The organism is uncultured Algibacter sp., assembly GCF_947490405.1.
Taxonomy (GTDB): Bacteria; Bacteroidota; Bacteroidia; order Flavobacteriales; family Flavobacteriaceae; genus Algibacter_B.
The window spans coordinates 622302-642881 of record NZ_CANLGU010000001.1 but is presented as its reverse complement, the minus strand read 5'-3'; the positions used below and the strand labels follow the sequence as shown (position 1 = coordinate 642881).

The following is a 20580-nucleotide window of genomic DNA, read 5'->3' as shown; positions in this document are numbered from 1 at the left end:
GAACTTAAAGCATTAAAAATGATAAAGAATTTTGTTGAAGAATTAACTTGGAGAGGTATGATACATACGGTTATGCCCGGAGCTGAAGACCATTTAATGGAGAGCATGCGTAGTGCTTATGTGGGTTTTGATCCAACAGCAGATTCTTTACATATAGGTAATTTAGTGCCTATTATGCTTTTAGCACATTACCAACGTTGTGGGCATAAACCTGTAGCATTAGTTGGTGGTGCCACAGGAATGATTGGTGATCCTTCTGGGAAATCAAATGAGCGTAATTTATTAGATGAAAAAACATTAAGACACAATCAAGAAGCTATAAAAGGACAATTAGCACATTTCTTAGATTTTGAAAGTGATGCTGAAAATGCTGCAGAATTAGTGAATAATTACGATTGGATGAAAGATTTCTCTTTTCTTGAGTTTATTCGTGATGTTGGTAAGCATATTACTGTTAATTATATGATGGCCAAAGATTCTGTAAAAAACAGAATTTCTTCAGAGTCTTCAGAAGGTATGAGTTTTACTGAGTTTACGTATCAGCTTGTACAAGGTTACGATTTTCTTCATCTTTATAAAGAGAGTAATTGCTCGATACAAATGGGAGGAAGCGACCAATGGGGCAACATTACAACAGGGACAGAATTAATTAGAAGAATTGCTAGCGGAAAAGGTTTTGCTATTACATGCCCTTTAATTACAAAGTCTGATGGTTCTAAATTTGGTAAATCAGAAGGCGGGAATGTTTGGTTGGATGCCAATAGAACTTCACCTTATAAGTTCTACCAATACTGGTTAAATTCTAGTGATGAGGATGCAGAAAAATATATCAAGATTTTTACATTTCTTAACGAAGAGGAAATAAATAATTTAATAGCAGAACATAAAGAAGCACCTCATGTAAGAGTGCTTCAAAAACGTTTAGCCGAAGAAATTACAGTTATGGTTCACTCTAAACAGGATTTAGAGAATGCTGTAAAAGCAAGTAATATTCTTTTTGGAAAATCAACAAGTGAAGATTTAAAAGCACTTGATGAGAAAACGTTTTTAGATGTTTTTGATGGGGTTCCACAAACACAAATATCGAAATCTGAAATTGATAATGGTTTAGATATGATAGGAGCTTTGGCTGAAAAAGGTGGGTTTTTAAAGTCTAATGGAGAGGCGCGAAGAGCACTTAAAGAAAATTCAATTTCTGTAAATAAAGAAAAAGTAAAAGATGATTACCGTATCACTTCAAAAGACTTAATTAACAATAAATTTGTGCTTTTACAACGAGGAAAAAAGAACTATTTTGTGCTTCAAATAGTTTAGTAATAAAAAAAGCCTGAGTGAGAGCTCAGGCTTTGTGACTAACCAACCAATTAAAAACTAATTTTTCTTTTTCTTAGTTATTGGTTTTGTCGTGTACTTTTTTAATAGCTTACAAAAGAAAATATTATTTTTTGAATTTTATATTTTCCCAATTAACATCAGCTTTTTTTTGTAATTCGCTTTCGTTTTGTTTTTGCCATAACTCTAACGTATTGGTTCCCCAAGCATTATAAAATAAATAGAGTTTCCCTTCATTAATTTTAAATGTTTTGGGATTTATAGAAACTTTGTTGCTTTTTATAGCAACAGCATAAGCGCAATAGCCACCATATTGCGGGATATACATTTTAGGGTCTTTTTTAAAAGTATTGAGATTGTTTTCAGATGAAAATTTATATTTTGTATTGTCGTATGTGGCAGTGAAATTTCTATTGCCTTCAATGGCTTTATTATTAAAATAAGAAACAACATCATAGCCATTTGCTGCATATCCTTTTTTTAAATTATAATCAATGGTTTGCGCTGATAATGAAGAAATAGTTATTGTAAATATTATGATTAAGCTTCGCATAAATATATGTTTTATGTTAAGTCTAAAAATTACGAAGACCTTACAATTTAAAGTACCATAAGGTTACAACCGCGAATGTCTGAATCATCAAAACGCCCAATAATTTCAAAAGAACCATCATCACTAACGCGTCCTAAATCTTGTGTTGCAATAAAAGCACAAGAATTAATATTAGCTAAATCAATAATATTTAAACCGCCTGTTTTTCCTGTTTTTTGAATGGTTAAGGCATCTTCAGTATCTCTTGTTAAAACTTGCATCCATGGTGGGCAATTAAATATACCATGTTGTTTGGAGTAGGCTTGACTCAAAAGTTCAGTCATCCCATATTCACTATGTATATGTTTAACACCAAACCCTTTTTTTAGTCTATTGTGGAGTTCAGTTCTAATTAACTCTTTTCTTCTACCTTTCATGCCACCTGTTTCCATAATAATGGTGTTTTTTAGATTAAATTGATGTGCTTCAACTAAATCTAAAAGCGCAAAAGAAACTCCAATAAGTAATATGTTTTTACCCTCAGAATCTAATTTAATTAATGATTTCTTTAAATCATTTAGATTGTTTAAATAGAATCCGCTTTCTTCATATTTAGAGGTTTTAACCATGCAGTCTACCATGTATATTAAAGATGAACCTTCTCGCTCTAAATAAGAAGGTAATAGTCCTAAAACAACATAATCTTCGATGGGGCCATAAAATGCTTCAAACCCTTTAATAAAACTTTGTTTGTAAATGTTTAAATCTGTTACAAGGTGCTTACTGGTTAAACTTCCGGTAGTGCCAGAACTGGTAAATGTTTTTTGAATTTCCTCTTTTGAGCTAAGTATATTTTTTGTTTTGAAAAACTGGATAGGTAAAAAAGGAATATCTTTTGAGGTTTTTACTTCGCTAGGGTGTTTATAAAGCAAGTCGCAAAAAGAACGATAGATGCGATTATTTTCAAACTGAAATTTAAAGGTAGCTATACTTAAAGCTTCAAATTCAGCTTGATTTTTTATGTTAAAAATGGAATCTATATCAGTCATACTTCAGCAAAGACACAAAAGTATGTAAAATAAAAAAAGCGCTGTTAAAAACAACGCTTTCTAATTTGTATTCCTTCAAAGCTATCTTATAACAAGTTTCCTTGATTCGCTTATGTTATTCTCAGTGATTTTTAAAATATAAACCCCTTTTCTTAAACTAGAAATATTAAGTTGTTTTCCAGTTAAAATGTTGGCATATACTTGTTTTCCTAAAACATCAAAAATCTCGATGGTTTTTACTAAACTATGCTTAGAAGCAATGTTTATAAAAGATTGTTCTCGATTGACAGGATTAGGGTAAATGGATAATCCTTCAATATTAGGCTGCGTAGAGGGATTCTTAGCATGGTTTTGGGCAACCATATTTTGGTGCGTAAAACATGTTAGAGCGGCGAATAAAAATAAAAAGTAAATTTTTTTCATACACTACGATTTGGTTTAACAAAGGTAAGGTATTACATCAAAAGTGATGCCAAAATACTGTTAAAGATTCCAGTAATTGGTCGAAATCTTAAATGCAGGTAAGGTGTTTGTTACCTTAATGTTATTAATTTTGATAATTTGAAAAAATTATGTTAGATGTTTTATCTTTACTTCAATAAACATGATGTCAATAGATGAAAAAAAAGGATGTTAAGATATTACTCGTTGATGATGAGCCAGATATCTTAGAAATAGTTGGATATAATTTATCCAGTGAGGGCTACCAAGTTATTACTGCTGAAAATGGGCAAGAGGGTGTGAAGAAAGCCAAAAAAGAGCTTCCTCATTTAATTATATTGGATGTTATGATGCCAGAGATGGATGGTATTGAAGCATGTGAGATTATTAGAAAAAATCCAGATTTAAAAAACACAATTATAACCTTTTTAACGGCTAGAGGTGAAGATTATTCTCAAGTAGCGGGTTTTGATGCAGGAGCAGATGATTATATTACAAAACCCATAAAACCAAAAGTTTTAGTGAGTAAAGTAAAAGCGCTATTAAGGCGTTTCAAGGAAGAAGATGTTGTTGATACTGTTAAGGTAGGGAGTTTAGAGATTAATAGGGATGAGTATAAAATTGTTTCTAAAGGAAAAGAGATAATTTTACCTCGAAAAGAATTTGAATTATTATCTTTACTAGCATCCAAACCAGGAAAAGTTTTTAAAAGAGATGAAATTCTTGATGCTGTTTGGGGTAACGAGGTTGTTGTTGGAGGAAGAACTATTGATGTTCATATTAGAAAACTTCGTGAAAAATTAGGCGATAAAAGCTTTAAAACTATAAAAGGTGTAGGCTATAAGTTTGTAGACTAATGCAAGCAAAATTTAAAAAATCTTATCGATTTGCTGTGCGTACAGCAATTTATATCACTCTATACTCAACACTCTTAATGAGTGTTTTTTTGTATTACTATCATAGCCTTGAGTGGTATTACCCGTTAATGTTTTCAGTATGTATTTTTATATTCTCATTTCTTATTATACAATATAATGTAGAGCGTTTTATTTATAAGAGAGTGAAAAAAATCTATGATGATTTAACACTTCTTGAATCAGCTAATTTGGCGAAAGGTGCTATTACAACAAATATGCAGACTTTAACTGAAGAGATAGATAGGTTTGCGAGAGATAAAAAGATTGAAATTGAAACATTAAAAGTTAGAGAAGAATATAGGAAAGAGTTTTTAGGAAATGTATCACACGAGTTAAAAACACCACTGTTTACAGTACAAGGTTATATTTTAACCCTTCTTGATGGTGCCATGGATGATGGAAATATTAGAGAGAAGTACCTACGAAGAGCTAGTAAGGGGATTGACCGATTGGGGTATATTATTAAAGATTTGGATATGATTACCAAGTTAGAAGTTGGTGATTTAAGTTTAAATGTGGAAGTTTTTGATATTGTTGAGCTTGTAGAAAATGTTTTTGAAATGTTAGAAATGAAAGCTAGCAAGAAAAAAATTTCTTTGATGTTTGATAGAGATTATGCTAATCCAGTTATGGTTAAAGCAGACAAAGAGCGCATTCAACAGGTGTTAGCAAATTTAATAGTAAACTCCATAAAATATGGTAGTGAAAAAGGAACTACAGAGGTTAGTATCGAAAACTTAATTAAAAATAAAGTAATTGTTCGAGTAACTGATAATGGAGAAGGTATAGATAAAATACACATGCCAAGACTTTTTGAGCGTTTTTATCGAGTAGATAAAAGTGGCTCAAGAAAAGAAGGAGGTTCAGGTCTTGGACTTTCTATAGTTAAACATATTATAGAAGCACACAATGAAAAAATATATGTAGAGAGTGAATATGGTGTAGGTAGTGAGTTTTCTTTCACTCTAGAAAAGGTTGAATAAATCTTTATAATCTGGTTTAAAACCAAAGGAATTTAAACCTTCATAAGCATTAGATTCCTTCAACTTCATAAGTGTAAAATCGTTTTGCTTGCAACTAGGTACTAGACTCATTTCAGTAAGTCGTTTAGCTAAATATTCCTGTTCAAACTGTCCTGGTGTTGGTATAAAAAAAGCTTTTTTGTTAAGTTTAGCCAAGTCCATAATTGTAGTGTATCCAGAACGGGATAGTATTAAGGCGCTTTCATTTATGGTTTTTTCTAAAAGACCAGAAGTCATAAAATTATAAATGGTCATGTTTCCTAAAACCTGTATGGTTTGGTCTTTTTCCATAATGCCTTTAACAAATACAATCTTTCCAGTATAGTTTTTAAGTTCGCTCAATAATTTGTTTTGAAGGAAGGTTCGCTGCGGCTCTGGACCAGAAATTAAAACAAATAAATCATTTTTAATCGCTGTGGCTTTTTTAGTAAATCTACTTAGCGGACCAATATATTTTGTAGGAATATCAAAGTTTTTGGTGTGTCCGAGTCTTCCGCTTAAATTCATATCACCTTTAGTATCAGGAACCCAACATTCATCAAACTTCGTTATAATTTTTTGGTGCATTTTAGTACTCAACCATGTTGTATTGCCACTTAAAACATTTAGTTGGTGCGTAATAAAAACAGATGGTACTTTTTTATGTCTTACCCCCAAGCGATTATCCGAAATAATACCAGCAATATCAATATACTCTAAAATCTTTGAAATTGTTTTTTTTTCATCCTTAATAGCCTTCAAGAGTTTAGGCGAATCCTTAAGCAGCTTTAATTTAAAAAGTTTGCCATTCTTAGAGTAAGTAACGTTGTACGATGGTAATTCAATTGTAGGTAAGTTGGGGAATTCCTTCCTTAGCAAAGTTAAAGCAACGCCATCGCTAGCAATTACAGGTACAAACCCTTCGCTAATCAATGCGTTAATAATAGGAATACAACGCGTTGCATGTCCTAACCCCCAATTTAAAGGAGCAACTAAAATTCGTTTTTTCATTTTTAATTTGGGCGTGCCCAAGGGTCGGGCTTTCGGCAGTCGCTTTTTTGTGTTGCATAGGTGCAACAACACAAAAAGAGCTTCAACAAGGCCTCAATCCCTCACGCACTTTTTTGCTAATTTCAAAGATAAGCCATTAAGGCTCTCGTATATTTCCTTAATTTTACCAATTCAAAAATAATAATAAGAAATAGTTAAGGTTTTGGGAAGCAAAAATAAACTCAGAAGATTTAAAGAAAACGAAACATTTAGTAATGTTATTCAGCCTTCTAGAGATGAATTAGTTCAGTCAAACTTCAATTTAAAAGGCAATTGGAGAACTGGTTTTTTTAAAAATGATAATCCATTAGTTTTAGAATTAGGTTGTGGGAAAGGAGAATACTCAGTTGCACTCGCCAAAAAATACCCAAACAAAAATTTTATTGGAATAGATATTAAAGGCGCACGCTTTTGGAGAGGTGCCAAAACTGCTGTAGAAGAAAATATATCAAATGTAGGATTTCTTAGAACGCAAATAGAATTGATTGATCATGCATTCGCTGAAAACGAAGTTGATGAGATTTGGATTACTTTCCCAGACCCACAAATAAAATATAAACGAACAAAACATCGTATGACGAATGCTACATTTCTAGAGCGTTATAAAAAGATACTAACTTCAGATGGTGTTGTAAACCTGAAAACAGATAGTGAGTTTATGCATGGTTATACATTAGGGTTGTTGCATGGAGCTGGACATGAAGTGTTATATGCAAATCATAATGTTTATAAACAAGAAGGTAGTCCAGAAGAAGTAACAAGCATCCAAACTTTCTATGAATCTCAGTATTTAGAACAAAACAAACCAATTACGTATATTAGGTTCAAAATCAAATAATAGTGAATATAACTTTTATCTTCTTTTTGGGTTTGTTTTTCGCCATGATTGGGGTAATTCCACCAGGATTATTAAATATGACAGCAGCCAAAATAAGCTTAAAAGAAGGCCATGTTAGGGGTATTGTTTTTTCAATAGGCGTATGTGTTATTGTTTTGGCACAAACCTATCTGGCAAGTATTTTTGCACGTTATTTGAGTATGCATCCAGAGGTTGTTGGTGTTCTGCGAAGTGTGGCTTTGGTTATATTTATATTGATAACTATTTATTTTTTATTTGTAGCCAAATCAGCCCCTAAACAACAAATAGAACCCAAGATAAGAAGTAAGCATAGTCGATTTTTTCAGGGAGTTTTTATGTCTGCTATCAATGTGTTTCCTATACCATATCAAGCGTATATGACCATTACTTTGGCATCTTTTGGCTGGATGAGTTTTGAGAAAACCAGTATTATGGCTTACGTAATTGGAGCAGCCACAGGAACCTTTGTAACACTTTACATGTATATTTTCTTCTTCGATAAAATCAAAGGAAAAACACTTACTTCTCAAAAAAACATGAATCGTATTATTGGTGGTGTTACAGGAGTAATATCCATTGTTACACTAATCAACATAATTCAAGATTTATAAGATGAAACCTGAAACGCTTAATTTTTTTGATAAGGTTTACGAAGTTGCCAAATTAATCCCTTATGGAAGAGTAACTAGCTACGGTGCTATTGCAAAATATTTAGGTGCAGCTAGAAGTGCGAGAATGGTGGGTTATGCCATGAATGGTTCTGGTGGTAAAGATGTTCCTGCGCATCGTGTGGTAAATCGAAAAGGATTATTAACCGGTAAACATCATTTTGAAGGTACTAATTTAATGCAACAATTACTAGAAAGTGAAGGGGTTGAAGTGGTTGAAAACCAAATACAAAACCTTGAAAGTGTTTATTGGGACCCGTCAGAGGAACTATAATTTGTTATGCTAGAAGTTTATTTAGCTTCTTTTAATTTATAAATAATCACAAACCCATCATTCATAAAAATCTCCAATAATCACATCAATAAAACTTCTAACTTCTGGCTTCTATCTTCAAGCTTTATTCTCTATCTTTGCCTTTAGAATGATTCTTAATAAATGAAATTAAATAAGCAAGATATATTAAAAGCTCTTGAAAATATTACCGTTCCTGGTGAAGGGCAGAATATGATAGAGAGTGGCGCTGTAAAAAATGTCATCACATTTGGAGACGAGGTTATTGTTGATATTACTATTAAAAACCCGAGTTTGCAAGCTAAAAAGCGTACTGAGGTTGACATTCTTAAAACCATCCATGAAAAGGTTTACGAAAAAGCAAAAATCACAGTAAATGTAAAAGTTGAAGCGCCAGAAAAACCTAAAGCAAATGTTATAAAGGGAAAACCTATTCCTGGAATTCAAAATATTGTTGCTGTAGCATCGGGTAAAGGTGGTGTTGGGAAATCTACAGTAACAGCAAATTTAGCTGTGACTTTAGCAAAAATGGGCTTTAAAGTAGGTGTTTTAGATGCAGATATTTATGGGCCATCTATCCCAATTATGTTTGATGTAGAAGCTGAAAAGCCTTTAGCGGTAAATATTGATGGAAAATCAAAAATGAAACCCATTGAAAATTATGGGGTAAAAGTATTGTCCATTGGTTTCTTTACACAGCCTAATCAAGCAGTAGTATGGCGAGGACCCATGGCAGCAAAAGCTCTAAATCAAATGATTTTTGATGCACATTGGGGCGAGTTAGATTTCTTGTTGTTAGATTTACCTCCTGGAACGGGAGATATCCACTTAAGTATTATGCAATCGCTTCCTATTACAGGAGCTGTTGTAGTGAGCACACCACAAAATGTGGCTTTAGCTGACGCCAAGAAAGGAGTAGCCATGTTCCAACAAGATAGTATTAGTGTACCTGTTTTAGGAATTATTGAAAATATGGCGTACTTTACTCCTGCGGAATTGCCAGACAATAAATATTTTATCTTCGGACAAGAAGGTGCAAAACATTTAGCCGAAGATTTGGATGTGCCATTTTTAGGAGAATTGCCATTGGTGAAAAGTATCAGAGAAGCTGGAGATATTGGTAGGCCAGCTGCATTGCAAACCGCAACACCACTAGAACAAGCTTTTGAGAAATTAACTCAAAATGTAGTTCAAGAAGTAGTGAGGCGAAATGATAGTTTACCACCAACCGAGGCCATTAAAATTACAACCATGGCAGGTTGTTCGGCAGTTAAAAAGTAAAATATGACTTCAGAAGAACTAAAAGAAAAAGTTGAAATTGCATTAGAAGAGATTCGACCGTTTTTACAGAGTGATGGCGGTGATATTTCTCTGTTATCTATTGAAGATGATAAGCTAGTTAAAGTACAATTGAAAGGTGCTTGTGTGGGTTGTAGTGTCAATCAAATGACACTTAAATCCGGTGTAGAAATGACCATCAAAAAGCATGCACCACAAATCGAACAAGTTGTAAATATTGACGCTTAAGTATTAGTCAATTTAATAAAGCTGCAAAAGTTTCAATTAAAACAACATACCACTGCAAAAGGGGTTCTTAAATACTTAGAATTTTAAGGATGCTGCATTTTTTTATTCCACATTGTAAATTCATAAATAAAAAAATAGAAAATAGAAGCGCTTGTGCTAAATTTGTGGCACGAATTATGAAATGCTTTTAACAGAAGTAATAACAAAAGTAATGGAAGACGTAAACATAAAAATCACAGATAGAGACGGTGTAACACACGATATTGTTGCCCCTACAGATATGGCTATGAATCTCATGGAGGTGGTAAGGTCTTACGAGCTTGCTCCAGAGGGTACTATTGGCGTTTGTGGTGGAATGGCTATGTGTGCATCATGTCAGTGTTATGTTAAAAGTGATACAGAACTACCAGAAATGAGCGATGATGAGGAAGCAATGCTATCTGAAGCGTTCGATGTGCAAGATAATAGCCGTTTAGGTTGCCAAATTCAAATCACTCCTGAAATGGAAGGTTTAGAAGTAGAACTAGCTCCAGAAAGTTAAAATATAAAAGTGACATTTCACCAAAAAACGGGTCTCAATAATAAAGAGATTAATAAATGGCACTATTTAAAATATTCAAAGACGAAACAGGTAAATATAGATTTTTCTTAAAATCTAATCACAACCAAATTATATTTACAAGTCGCGGATATTCTTCAAGATTAATCTGTTTTAACTACATTCAACTAATTAAAAAATTCGCATTAAAAGATGAGAAGTATGAGCGACATATTTCTCTTAATGAAAGCCCTTATTTTGAATTTAAAGTATCCAAAAACAAAGTAATTGGTATTAGTGAAAAGTTTATTAGTAAAAATGTTATGGAAAATATTATAGCAATGATTAAAACCAATGCAAACGAAGCGAAAATCGATAGCATAACCTATTCCATATAATTTAATTTTTGGCGTTACCCTATCGGGTCGGGCTTTTCGTTACAATCTTTTTATTCGTGCCTCACAAAAAGGATTTCCACTGCAATCCCTAACGCAGACATGCTTGCTAAAGTCATATCTTTGAATTAACCTAAGCGCCTACCACCAAACCAAGAATAGTTTTTTTAATGCCCCGTTTTTAAATTTTATCCAGCACAAAGTAGAAAATTTTTGCTCAAAAAAATCTTGAGTTGTTGTTTTAAAAGCCTCAAGATTTGTCCATTCTACGTGTGTATGTGGTAACAGTAGCCAATCTTTTTTATTAGGTATGTAAAATTTACAATTCTCAAAAAGGTGTAATTCATTTTGGTTAATATAAAACCCAGAGATACACGCAGTATTCAAAGTTTTAAGTTCAATATTCGACTTTGAAAAAGGCATAAATAGTTGTGCTTTAAAATAGACTTGCTGAATTATTTTTTCTGGTTTTAAATCAAGTGCTTCTAAATACGGTTTACACGCATCAGAATAAAGAAGCGGTAATTGTTTTTCTTTTAATTTAGTAAGCTTTTCAATTAAAGAGTCTTTCCTATTCGGACCAATAAAATGGTCGATTTCAGAATTTCCAACTGATTCATCATACAGGTAGAATTTATAAATAACCTCAAGATGAATAGGTTTGTCATTTCTTAGAAGTAAACAATCTATCTCGCCTAAAGTAATCTTCTCATCTTGAATTTGAATATTTTCAGCTAAAATAGAAATATCATTTAGCTGTTCTAATTCAAAAGACACCAAGCGCTCAACATATTTTCCTAAGCGTAAATTGTCATTTAAAACAATATCTATTTTTTTTAAAGCAGAAGTAATTTCAAATTGTTGTAAATCAAAAACGGAGTTACTTTTCCATAAACACGGTGTTTTTAAAAAGCCTTCATATTGTTTTTGGAGAACGTTTATCATTTCAAAAACCAATTAATCGGTTTTATAATTCGAAAGTTTTACAGGGCCTTCCAACAGTACTCTAACAATTTGTAATGTTCCATCATCTCGGGTTGCTATTTGCCATTTAATTAATGAAATAGTTCCGTTTTCAATTTCAATGCCTGTAATACTTCTAGGGTGTACACAGCTACCGTCATTAAAAAACGCAATATCGCTAGGTTCAGGAAAACGAGGTCTATGCGTGTGCCCAAAAATGGTCATTAAATTGTTGTTTTCGGTAATCCATTTTTTAGTTCTACGTTCTACTTTAATAAGCTCTTTGTAGTTTTTTGCAGGACTTGTGGGGTCTGCAATTCCCATAACGTTAAGAGGTTTCCATAAAACTCTAACCATAAAACGGCTCCATTTCCAAAACAAGAAATTCCACCAATCTGCTTGATGACCATGAGCTAAAAATATTTCTTGTCCTGTCATACAGTGTTTTAAAACAATTCCTTCATGATAAGTAATATCTCCAAAAAGCTCAACGTCTTCACCTATTTTCGGGTCGAAATAAGTTGATAAATGTTTTTTTACATATTCTGGATTGCGATACACCATATCGTGGTTGCCCCAAATCATATGTAGTCGATTATCTTTATGAAAAAGTTTCATGAGCATGTACACATTTTTATGTGCATTTAATATGGAGTCGAAAGATAAGTTTTCCCAGAGTTCGTCACCATCACCAAGTTCACAATACTGAAAGCCTTCTGCATAATAATGTTTAAGCGCATGAAAGTATATGTTTCGGTTGTTTGCAAAATCATCTGCAAAACTATTATCACCTCTATGGCAATCGCTAAATAAAATAAATTTACTATCATCATCAAAATCAATGACTTTAGCATTTTTGTAAGCGTTATCTAATCTTTTCTTGGATGAAAACATATAGTAAATGTAAACAAAAAAGCGTTTCTAATGGAAACGCTTTTTTTATTTTTATGGGTGTTTAAAGTTTTCCTAGAGCTACAGGAAGAATACGTTCTACAAACTTAGTATATGCCAAAGCAGACGGGTGTAAACCATCTGAGGCTACAAGTTCGGGTCTGTTTAAGCCTTGTCTTGTAATATCAGTAATAAATACATAGCTTATATTATTATTCGAGCAGTAATCTCTTGCAAAATCATTATAGCGATCTAGCCGTTGCGAGATAGCACTGTTGCCTTTTCCAAAGGGTGTATATGCATAATCGGGAATAGAAATAACAATAACTTTGTTTTTATCACCTTTAGCTTTTTGAATTGCAGTATTGACTAGCTGAGGGAACTCTGTTTCGTAAATTGAAAATGGTCGATTTTGATATTCATTATTTACACCTATTAACAATGTAACTAAATCTTGGTCATTTGCAGGGTTTTGAGTAACAATAGCATTTTTTAGATTAGAAGTAGTCCATCCAGTTCGCGCGATAATATTAAGTTGAATGTTGGAAGTAGATTCTACTCTTCGTTTTAAACTCTCCTTTAGTTGTTCTGGAAACCTACAAGTTTCACAAACACTTTGTCCTATGGTATAACTGTCTCCTAAAGAAAGAATTTTAAGGGTATTCCCATTAGAAGTTTCGTTATTGGTTCCTTCTCCTGTTTCTTCTTTTTCAGTTTCTTCGCTCTCATTAACAATTTCAGTTTCTTCATCTTGAATGTCATACTCAGAATTTTCAGAGCATCCAAAAGACAAAAGAATACTCAAACTAAAACATAGCAATGTTAGTTTAAATTTCATTTTTTTATTTTAAAGATACGACTTAATTGAGGAAAACTAAAATGTATAAAAAAGCATCTCATTCGAGATGCTTTTTTATGATTTGAAACAAAAAGGGCTTTCTAATGAAATGCATACTGTAATCCAAATGTTAAATTGTAATTCTGTTTAAGTTGAATTCCATTTAAATCTTGATAAAGTGGTGTGCTTATCTCGGTAGCAAATCGTAAACCTTTTAAACTTCCATTTACAATCATGTAGTTTAATCCAAAACCAGAGTTTATAAATGTACCTCCAGAGTTAACCGTATCTGCAGTAGTTACCATCATTGGGTTTAATAACTCACTTGAGCCATCAATTTCGTCAACTAATACACCTTCTAGCCTTAGAGAAACACTTAAGTTTTCTCCAGCCTTGGCAGCAATCCAGTTATTTAATTTATAACGGTTTCCGAATTTATAATCTTGGTCATTATCATTAATATTTATCATTCCAGATAATTGATGTCCCCAAGAAAATTTATCACATTGCCCTAAATAGGTTAAGCCTAAATTAGCACCAAAAGACCCCGTTCCTGTTTGCATTGGATAAGGAAGCTGAACAGCATTACCCATTGAGACAGGTAGTATGTTTTTTTCTTCTATACTTCCCGTTGGGATATTAACTCCAACTTGTGCATGCATGGCATGTCTGTTTTTATTAAAAATACTATATAATGCACTTACAGATACATCGCCTAAACCAGATGTATTGGTTGAAAATAGATTGCCGTTTCGCATTTGCAAGTTCATATCGTTTTCAAGATAGTTTGCCATAGCCATTATGGTTATTTTATCCGAAGGTGCGTACATTACACCCAACATGTGCATATTCATAACCATGTCTAGAGGTGCAACCATATAATTCGTATGACCATCTGCTGTTGAAGCATCATTTGTGCCCTGTCTTAATTGGCGCATATCCATGGTCATATACCTGTAGGAGAACATAAATTCACCTTTATGGTGTGTGTGATCTGCCATTACAGATATTGGCGCATGCCCATCAGGCCTGCTTGATGTCCATTTGTTGTTTTCTTCTTTTTCTTGAGCAAAAGCTATTGTTGTTGCAACACAAAGTATTGCAATGAGTAAATTCTTCATTGTGTAATTTTAAAAATATGATGTAAAAAGTTTATTCCTGAAAAATAATTTTTAGGAAGTTGTTTTTTTGAAGTAAGTATTACACAACATCGGGTGGTTGATACGCACTATCATTATAATCAAAATGATATAATTTTTTATATGGGATAGATGTAAGTCTTTTTAAAGTTGTAAAGCTATTTAAGGCTTGAATTTGATAGATTATAACAAAGCCTATTGGGTAGTTTTCTAAGAGAACTCGCAAGCCTTTTGGCTCATTTTTTTGTTGTTTTTCTAATTCTTTTACCAAATGACACTTTCCGTTACATTGTAACTTTGGCTTATCTTTATTAATACACAAAAATTCTGCGATGTAGTCTTGATTAAGCACATACTCAACATAAGGTTGTACAGGTCTTAACATGGCAATCATGTATAAGAAAATAAAAAATGTTGCAGTTAATTTTCGCAAAAGCTCAATTTTGGGCAAATATATAGTTTGAGTTTGCCACAACAAAGAAAACCGAGTTAATTAACTCGGTTTTTTTACTAATTAATAATTAAATATAACTAAGCTTAATAAGGTTTTTTGTACAATGGATCTGCCCCAATTGTTCCAACTATACTATCTAGATAGTTGTCAGATTTTACTTTTTCATGTAATGCTTTTACAGATTTTAATCGGTCTTTAATATGCATTTCAGCAACAAGCGTTATGTTGTCTGGATTGTTAATGAAATCTTCCAAATAGTTTACTTGGGATTCATAGAAACTAATATCTTTTTGTTGTTTTAGCTTCAATCGTTCTTTATACCATTCACTATTTAAAACATAATCTCTATCAAAATACTTACGTAACTCTGGATCACTGATATCCTTACCTTCATATTTACCATAGGCCATGATGTGTAATAAGATTTTTAATGGTGGAATAGCTGCTTCTACACTGCCATCTTCAAAATAATTAAGAGCTACTTTTTGTTGTGCTTCAACTATATTATTGATGCCATCAACATAATCTTCCATACCTTGAAGTTCTGGTTTTAACATTCTTTTATTAAATACCGCTGTAGGCTCATCAAAAATTCTGTTCAAACAAAGTAGAGCAAAAGTTTTAGTAATTCTATAACCCAACCTACTTGCTAAAACTTTTTTGCCTTCATATTCAAAATCTTCAAGTTTTTCTAGAGAGCCATTTTCGATGAGGTTGTTTGGATCTCTATCTTCTGGAGCCATTCTAGCCCATATTTCTGGTATTAATAAACTTACATCATGGTCTATTTTATTTTCGGCTCCAACGTAACCAGCGGCTGTACTAAATCCGTTAGATTCTGTTAAAATATGGGATAATAATGCATTGTTTAAATCTGTTGTTGGTGTTAGCATATTAAACGGTGCTTTAGTTAAAGCCCCTTCAGATCCTGCTCCTGTAGTTGATGGTGATTTACCTGTTAAACTACAAATAAAATCCATAAATAACTCTGGAGTTTCCTGATAATGTATTGGGTTGTATACTGCCAATGGTCTAATGCCTGCCTCTCTATCAACTGGGTTATTTCTTCTGCCAGGTAAAACAGCATTTACAACATGAATTACGGGATCATCTAGTTTAATTTTTCTTCTTAAACGAACTCCCATGTCTGAGATGTAAGATGCTTCTGTTTCATTATAAAACCTATTTGGCTCTAAATAACGTGGGTTTTTTGTTGGTAAACCATCTTCAATAATTCTTGGGTGAGATGGTAGTACAAACTGAATATCTTCATCATCACTGTCAATAACTTCTTTTAGAAAATCTTGAACAGGTTGTGTATACTTGTCATAATTTATAGTGTCTTCATAAATTTCAATAGCATCCTTTTTTGTTAACATTTCATAATTGGTTAAGAATCTGCCATTTGATATAATATCTAATTCAGCACCTTTATCATACCCTCTTACAATGGCCTCATCTGGTCTTTGGAATAAATGCGCCTCACAGTTTGTTAACACTTTTACACTTTCATTTGTATATTCAGGATTTAAATCTTTAAACTGATTTCTAGGGATAGTTATAGATGCAGAAATATCATCTTCCGTTTGAATTTTTTCACTTGCAGCAAAGTCTGAACGTAATTTATTCAACATCCAGTTGCCTTGTTGATTAAAACCAATACGCACATAGCTACCAACCACAGGGTTGTTATTATAGATTAAAGAAGTGCCTCTAACGCCGTTAATAATATCTACAGACATTAAGTCTTTCCAGTTAAGGTTGCCACCATGGGCTTGTCTAAATAACCTTTTAACAAATAAAACTAAAGAACGTATATGAACGGGAATATTTTCTAACCACTCATTGAACTCATCTGAGTTTTCTTCTGAAGGCGTTAGAAGTTTTACAACAGAGCCCAAGGTCCTTTTTTCACTCAATAATGATCTTGATTTTGGTCTGTTTGGATCTTTTATTTTCCATCTTGTTGAGTAATCAAACTCAATAATTTCATCTGCTTTTTTAAAATCTTCCTCTATATTGTGAATGTTAAATCTTGCGTAAGTAATGGCGTTCTGCATAGATTTAGAAATTTCAGATTTACCTCCACCAGATACTGTACAAGGTTTATGGCAAAATACACCTTCAGGATAGGTTTCTACAATGCGCCATAAATCAATAGATTTGTGTTTTTCTAACCTTAATTTGTTTCCTGAAGGGTGAATGTAGGTCTTAAAAGGCGATAATTTTAATTTTTGTTCTTTGCCTTTATAGCTCCAACTGATGTTGTTTGTATTGGTGTTGAAATAAGATGATTCTGGGATGTAAATAATGTTAGGATATGTTTTGTCTACTGCATAGTTTTCGGGTTTAACCTCAATTCTGTCTCCTAATAATGTTTTTATATCTTCAAACGTATGGTCTAGCCCATAATATTGATTGTAATCATTGCAATTTACAGTATCGCCCATAACACGTCTAGCGTATGCTATAGCACCTCCTGCATGTTCCTCTTCTAAAACGCCATATAAGTTAGCAGAATAACTAATCTGAGTTTTAATTTCTTTTTTTGAGTAACCGTAATAGTTATCAGCAATCAAAGTAACTACAACGCCACTTTCGTCTCTACAAGTAATCTTAAAAGCGCCACCATCATTATAAAGTTCGTTTTCCTCGATCCAACACATGCCATCTTTTTTCTGACGGTCTGTGGCATCATCAAAATGTGGGAGCCCTACGTCTTTCTTTTTTAGTTTTAGTAGCTGTGGAGCAAGAATGATACATCCTGTATGTCCTGTCCAATGTTCCGGGTCTAAGGCAGCATCATTATGTGCTAAATTAGGATTACCAGCATTACCAAAAATATTTTCAACAAAATCTAAATTACTAACTAAAGAACCAGGTGCAAAAAATCGGACTTCTAGTCTTTTTTCTGAAATAATACCTTTAACCTCAGGGCATACTACTGGTCTTAAAAGCATAGAAACCATGGTTTTGGCTTTATCCTTTTGATTTGATGTAAAAGGAAGTGTGTTCAATTCATCAGAAGGTTTAAAAGCTTCATTTAAAAAGTGAGCTAAAACCACTCTAGGAACTTCTTTTTTGTCTAAAGGGACAGGAAGTGGGCCTTCAACAATATGAAAAGTGCCTTTGGTTGTTCTTTTATCATGTAACGGATTGTTTAAAATCCCTTGTTTAAGCCGTTTTGAATTTACTAAATCACTTTCAAAAGAATTGCCATCAGGTGGTAAACTAGCTTCTCTTGCTTGTCCTTTTTTGGATAGTATTAGTGTGTTATTAGGTAATTTGTATGATATGTTAACAGATGCATTTTTTAAATAGTCGTCTATAAAATTTTGAATTCTTAAATCGGCAGGAGATAAGTGGTCTGCTAAAAGCCTTGATTTTTCTCTAAGACTCATTATTAATGGACGTGTTGTTTTTTCGAATTCAGGATCGCAAAACTTTTCCTTGCTATCTGCTTTGTCCTTAAAAGTAGGTTGACCAATGGATGCTAATTGCAAGTTAATAAACTGAATAATGTCTCTTCTTGATTCTTTCATGACGTTTCACTTAAATTTCTTAAACAAAACTATAATAAGAACTTTGTAAAAAACATGTCAAAAGTCATGTTATCAGTATATTTATACGATAACGATGTAGTAAAATAATCAGTTTTAAATAGATGAATTATAGTATCTATTTAAAGGCATTGAGTCCAGTAATATCTAATCCTGTAATTAACAAATGAATGTCGTGCGTCCCTTCATAAGTAATTACGCTTTCAAGATTCATAGAATGACGCATAATACTATATTCTCCAGTAATACCCATTCCACCTAACATTTGTCGAGCTTCTCGAGCAATGTTAATAGCCATATCTACATTGTTACGTTTTGCCATAGAGATTTGTGCTGAAGTAGCTGTGCCATTTTCACGCATAACGCCAAGTCTCCATGCTAAAAGTTGCGCTTTTGTTATTTCTGTAATCATTTCGGCAAGTTTTTTTTGTTGCAGTTGAAACTGCCCAATAGGTTTACCGAATTGCATACGCTCTTTACTATATCTTAATGCGGTATCATAACAATCCATTGCGGCACCAATAGCACCCCAGGCAATGCCATAACGTGCTGAATCTAGGCATCCAAGAGGAGCTCCAAGTCCAGATTTATTTGGTAGCAGGTTCTCTTTAGGTACTTTTACATTATCAAAGATTAATTCACCAGTTGCGGATGCGCGAAGTGACCATTTGTTATGTGTTTCTGGCGTAGTAAAACCTTCCATACCGCGCTCTACTATTAATCCATGAATGCGTCCACTTTCGTCCTTAGCCCAAACCACAGCAATTTCTGCAAAAGGCGCATTACTAATCCACATTTTAGCACCATTTAATAAATAGTGGTCGCCTTTGTCTTTAAAATTGGTAGTCATACCGCCAGGGTTACTCCCATGGTCTGGTTCGGTTAAACCAAAGGATCCAATCCATTCACCACTTGCTAGTTTTGGTAGGTATTTATTCCGTTGCTCTTCATTACCGTATTTCCAAATAGGATACATGACTAATGATGATTGTACTGAAGCTGTAGAACGTACCCCAGAATCGCCACGTTCAATTTCTTGCATAATCAAACCATAACTTATTTGGTCAAGTCCAGCACCACCATATTCCATGGGAATGTAAGGACCAAAAGCACCAATTTCTGCTAAACCACCAATAATTTGTTTTGGGAACTCTGCTTTTTGAGCATATTCCTCAATTATAGGAGAAACATCACGTTTTACCCATTCTCTAGCAGCATCTCTAACTAGTTTGTGTTCATCAGTAAGTAATTCATCAAGGTTGTAATAATCTGGTGCTTCAAATAGATCTGGTCGCATAAAGACTGAATTTAAAAATGAATTAAAGAAAGATAATTAGTAAAATGATGTTTTTGTTGTCAAATTATCAATATTATTCATCAAATTTAAATAATCTTTATTAATTAAATCACATTTTTAAATAGAAATCTTTAGTCAAATTAATATAATCTTCTGTGTATTTATGTCTTTCTTTTTCAATAATCAATCCAACAGTTTTGGTATCTGTATTTTGAAATGAGAATTCTATTAAACTTCTTTTTATTAAAGTATTAGGATTGCCTTTAATTTGAAGTATTGTATTGGGGAATAAATTAAGTTGGGATGCTAACTCTATAAAATTGTCCTCCTCTTTAAAAGGAATAACAACGTTAAAAGTGCCTTGTTCTGATAGTAATTTTGAAACACATTCTAATAAATGCTCAAACGGCATTGCGTCTTGAAATCTTGCTAAATCTCGTTGTTTGTTATCAGTTTTAAAATCTTCGGAATAAAATGGAGGATTGCAAATGATTAAATCATATTTATCTTCAATGTCTTCTGCAAATTCTTCTAAAGAAGCATGATAGCAAAATAATCTATCTCCCCAGGGTGATTGCTCAAAATTCTCTACACACTGCTCATAAGCTTGGTCATCAATTTCAATAGCATCAATAAGTTGGGCTCGACTTCTTTGAGCTAACATTAATGATAGTATACCTGTACCAGCGCCAATATCTAAAATGGATAATGGTTTCTTTTCTAATGATGACCATGCGCCTAAAAGCACTCCATCTGTTCCAATTTTCATGGCGCATTTATCTTGAGTTACTTTGAAATATTTAAAAGCAAATGGTTTAGAAGACATAGTGTTGTTTT

General features: G+C 33.0%; 22 protein-coding genes. 10 read left to right on the top strand and 12 right to left on the bottom strand.

From position 1 onward, the window contains the following. Nucleotides 1-18: 18 nt before the first annotated feature. A complete protein-coding gene (gene tyrS / locus Q0772_RS02635) occupies nt 19-1314 on the top strand; it encodes a tyrosine--tRNA ligase (RefSeq protein WP_298339959.1) in 1296 nt (431 codons plus the stop codon). Between the two features lie 124 nt (nt 1315-1438). Here the strand turns inward: tyrS and Q0772_RS02630 are convergent, their stop codons facing one another. From Q0772_RS02630 to Q0772_RS02620, 3 genes are all read right to left on the bottom strand, one after another. Next, the gene (locus Q0772_RS02630) at nt 1439-1885 is read right to left on the bottom strand and encodes a YHS domain-containing (seleno)protein (RefSeq protein WP_298339956.1); all 447 of its coding nucleotides are present in this window, start codon (nt 1883-1885) and stop codon (nt 1439-1441) included. A 47-nt stretch (nt 1886-1932) separates the two neighbouring features. Further along, complete coding sequence (locus tag Q0772_RS02625; RefSeq protein WP_298339953.1) at nt 1933-2913, bottom strand: acyl transferase; 981 nt, start codon at nt 2911-2913, stop codon at nt 1933-1935. Between the two features lie 81 nt (nt 2914-2994). Next, a complete protein-coding gene (locus Q0772_RS02620; RefSeq protein WP_298339951.1) occupies nt 2995-3336 on the bottom strand; it encodes a T9SS type A sorting domain-containing protein in 342 nt (113 codons plus the stop codon). 194 nt (nt 3337-3530) lie between these two features. On the opposite strand from Q0772_RS02620, the gene Q0772_RS02615 reads away from it, so the two are divergent. Together Q0772_RS02615 and Q0772_RS02610 are read left to right on the top strand one after the other, a co-directional pair. Further along, nucleotides 3531-4211 (top strand): response regulator transcription factor, encoded by a 681-nt coding sequence (locus Q0772_RS02615; protein ID WP_298339948.1) that lies wholly within the window; start codon nt 3531-3533, stop codon nt 4209-4211. Further along, entirely contained in the window at nt 4211-5254 is a 1044-nt protein-coding gene (locus Q0772_RS02610; protein ID WP_298339945.1) for an ATP-binding protein, read from the top strand. The genes Q0772_RS02615 and Q0772_RS02610 overlap by 1 nt, the downstream gene beginning before the upstream one ends. Here Q0772_RS02610 and Q0772_RS02605 read toward each other — a convergent pair. After that, nucleotides 5237-6283: a glycosyltransferase gene (locus Q0772_RS02605; protein ID WP_298339940.1), complete on the bottom strand. Its 1047-nt coding sequence runs from the start codon at nt 6281-6283 to the stop codon at nt 5237-5239. The two genes, Q0772_RS02610 and Q0772_RS02605, sit on opposite strands and share 18 nt — an antisense overlap. 202 nt (nt 6284-6485) lie before the next feature. Between Q0772_RS02605 and trmB the strand changes: the two genes are divergently transcribed. The 7 genes from trmB (at nt 6486) to Q0772_RS02570 (ending at nt 10604) form a co-directional block, all read left to right on the top strand. Beyond that, nucleotides 6486-7160: a tRNA (guanosine(46)-N7)-methyltransferase TrmB gene (gene trmB / locus Q0772_RS02600; protein ID WP_298339938.1), complete on the top strand. Its 675-nt coding sequence runs from the start codon at nt 6486-6488 to the stop codon at nt 7158-7160. A 2-nt stretch (nt 7161-7162) separates the two neighbouring features. Next, the gene (locus tag Q0772_RS02595; RefSeq protein ID WP_298339933.1) at nt 7163-7792 is read left to right on the top strand and encodes a lysine transporter LysE; all 630 of its coding nucleotides are present in this window, start codon (nt 7163-7165) and stop codon (nt 7790-7792) included. Nucleotide 7793: 1 nt separating this feature from the next. Beyond that, a complete protein-coding gene (locus Q0772_RS02590) occupies nt 7794-8123 on the top strand; it encodes an MGMT family protein (protein WP_298339930.1) in 330 nt (109 codons plus the stop codon). A gap of 162 nt (nt 8124-8285) precedes the next feature. Beyond that, on the top strand, nt 8286-9422 hold the full coding sequence (locus Q0772_RS02585; protein WP_298339927.1) for an Mrp/NBP35 family ATP-binding protein: 1137 nt from the start codon (nt 8286-8288) through the stop codon (nt 9420-9422). Between the two features lie 3 nt (nt 9423-9425). Next, complete coding sequence (locus tag Q0772_RS02580) at nt 9426-9668, top strand: NifU family protein (RefSeq protein ID WP_298339924.1); 243 nt, start codon at nt 9426-9428, stop codon at nt 9666-9668. Between the two features lie 211 nt (nt 9669-9879). After that, the gene (locus Q0772_RS02575) at nt 9880-10209 is read left to right on the top strand and encodes a 2Fe-2S iron-sulfur cluster-binding protein (RefSeq protein ID WP_109351592.1); all 330 of its coding nucleotides are present in this window, start codon (nt 9880-9882) and stop codon (nt 10207-10209) included. Nucleotides 10210-10265: 56 nt separating this feature from the next. Continuing rightward, nucleotides 10266-10604 carry a DUF1508 domain-containing protein gene (locus Q0772_RS02570; protein WP_298339916.1) on the top strand — a complete coding sequence of 113 codons (339 nt, stop codon included), beginning with the start codon at nt 10266-10268 and terminating at the stop codon, nt 10602-10604. 138 nt (nt 10605-10742) lie between these two features. On the opposite strand, the gene Q0772_RS02565 is transcribed toward Q0772_RS02570, so the two are convergent. From Q0772_RS02565 to Q0772_RS02530, 8 genes are all read right to left on the bottom strand, one after another. After that, nucleotides 10743-11546 (bottom strand): DUF1853 family protein, encoded by an 804-nt coding sequence (locus Q0772_RS02565; RefSeq protein ID WP_298339913.1) that lies wholly within the window; start codon nt 11544-11546, stop codon nt 10743-10745. A 12-nt stretch (nt 11547-11558) separates the two neighbouring features. Further along, nucleotides 11559-12458, bottom strand: coding sequence for a metallophosphoesterase family protein (locus tag Q0772_RS02560; protein ID WP_298339910.1), 900 nt, complete (start codon nt 12456-12458; stop codon nt 11559-11561). 61 nt (nt 12459-12519) lie between these two features. Then, nucleotides 12520-13293 (bottom strand): SGNH/GDSL hydrolase family protein, encoded by a 774-nt coding sequence (locus Q0772_RS02555; protein WP_298339907.1) that lies wholly within the window; start codon nt 13291-13293, stop codon nt 12520-12522. Between the two features lie 101 nt (nt 13294-13394). Continuing rightward, on the bottom strand, nt 13395-14414 hold the full coding sequence (locus Q0772_RS02550; protein WP_298339904.1) for a transporter: 1020 nt from the start codon (nt 14412-14414) through the stop codon (nt 13395-13397). A 79-nt stretch (nt 14415-14493) separates the two neighbouring features. Continuing rightward, nucleotides 14494-14865 (bottom strand): hypothetical protein, encoded by a 372-nt coding sequence (locus Q0772_RS02545; RefSeq protein WP_298339901.1) that lies wholly within the window; start codon nt 14863-14865, stop codon nt 14494-14496. 104 nt (nt 14866-14969) lie between these two features. Then, nucleotides 14970-18428, bottom strand: coding sequence for a hypothetical protein (locus tag Q0772_RS02540; RefSeq protein ID WP_298339898.1), 3459 nt, complete (start codon nt 18426-18428; stop codon nt 14970-14972). A gap of 136 nt (nt 18429-18564) precedes the next feature. After that, on the bottom strand, nt 18565-19743 hold the full coding sequence (locus tag Q0772_RS02535) for an acyl-CoA dehydrogenase family protein (protein ID WP_298339895.1): 1179 nt from the start codon (nt 19741-19743) through the stop codon (nt 18565-18567). A 109-nt stretch (nt 19744-19852) separates the two neighbouring features. Then, a complete protein-coding gene (locus Q0772_RS02530; protein WP_298339892.1) occupies nt 19853-20569 on the bottom strand; it encodes a methyltransferase in 717 nt (238 codons plus the stop codon). Nucleotides 20570-20580 lie beyond the last annotated feature (11 nt).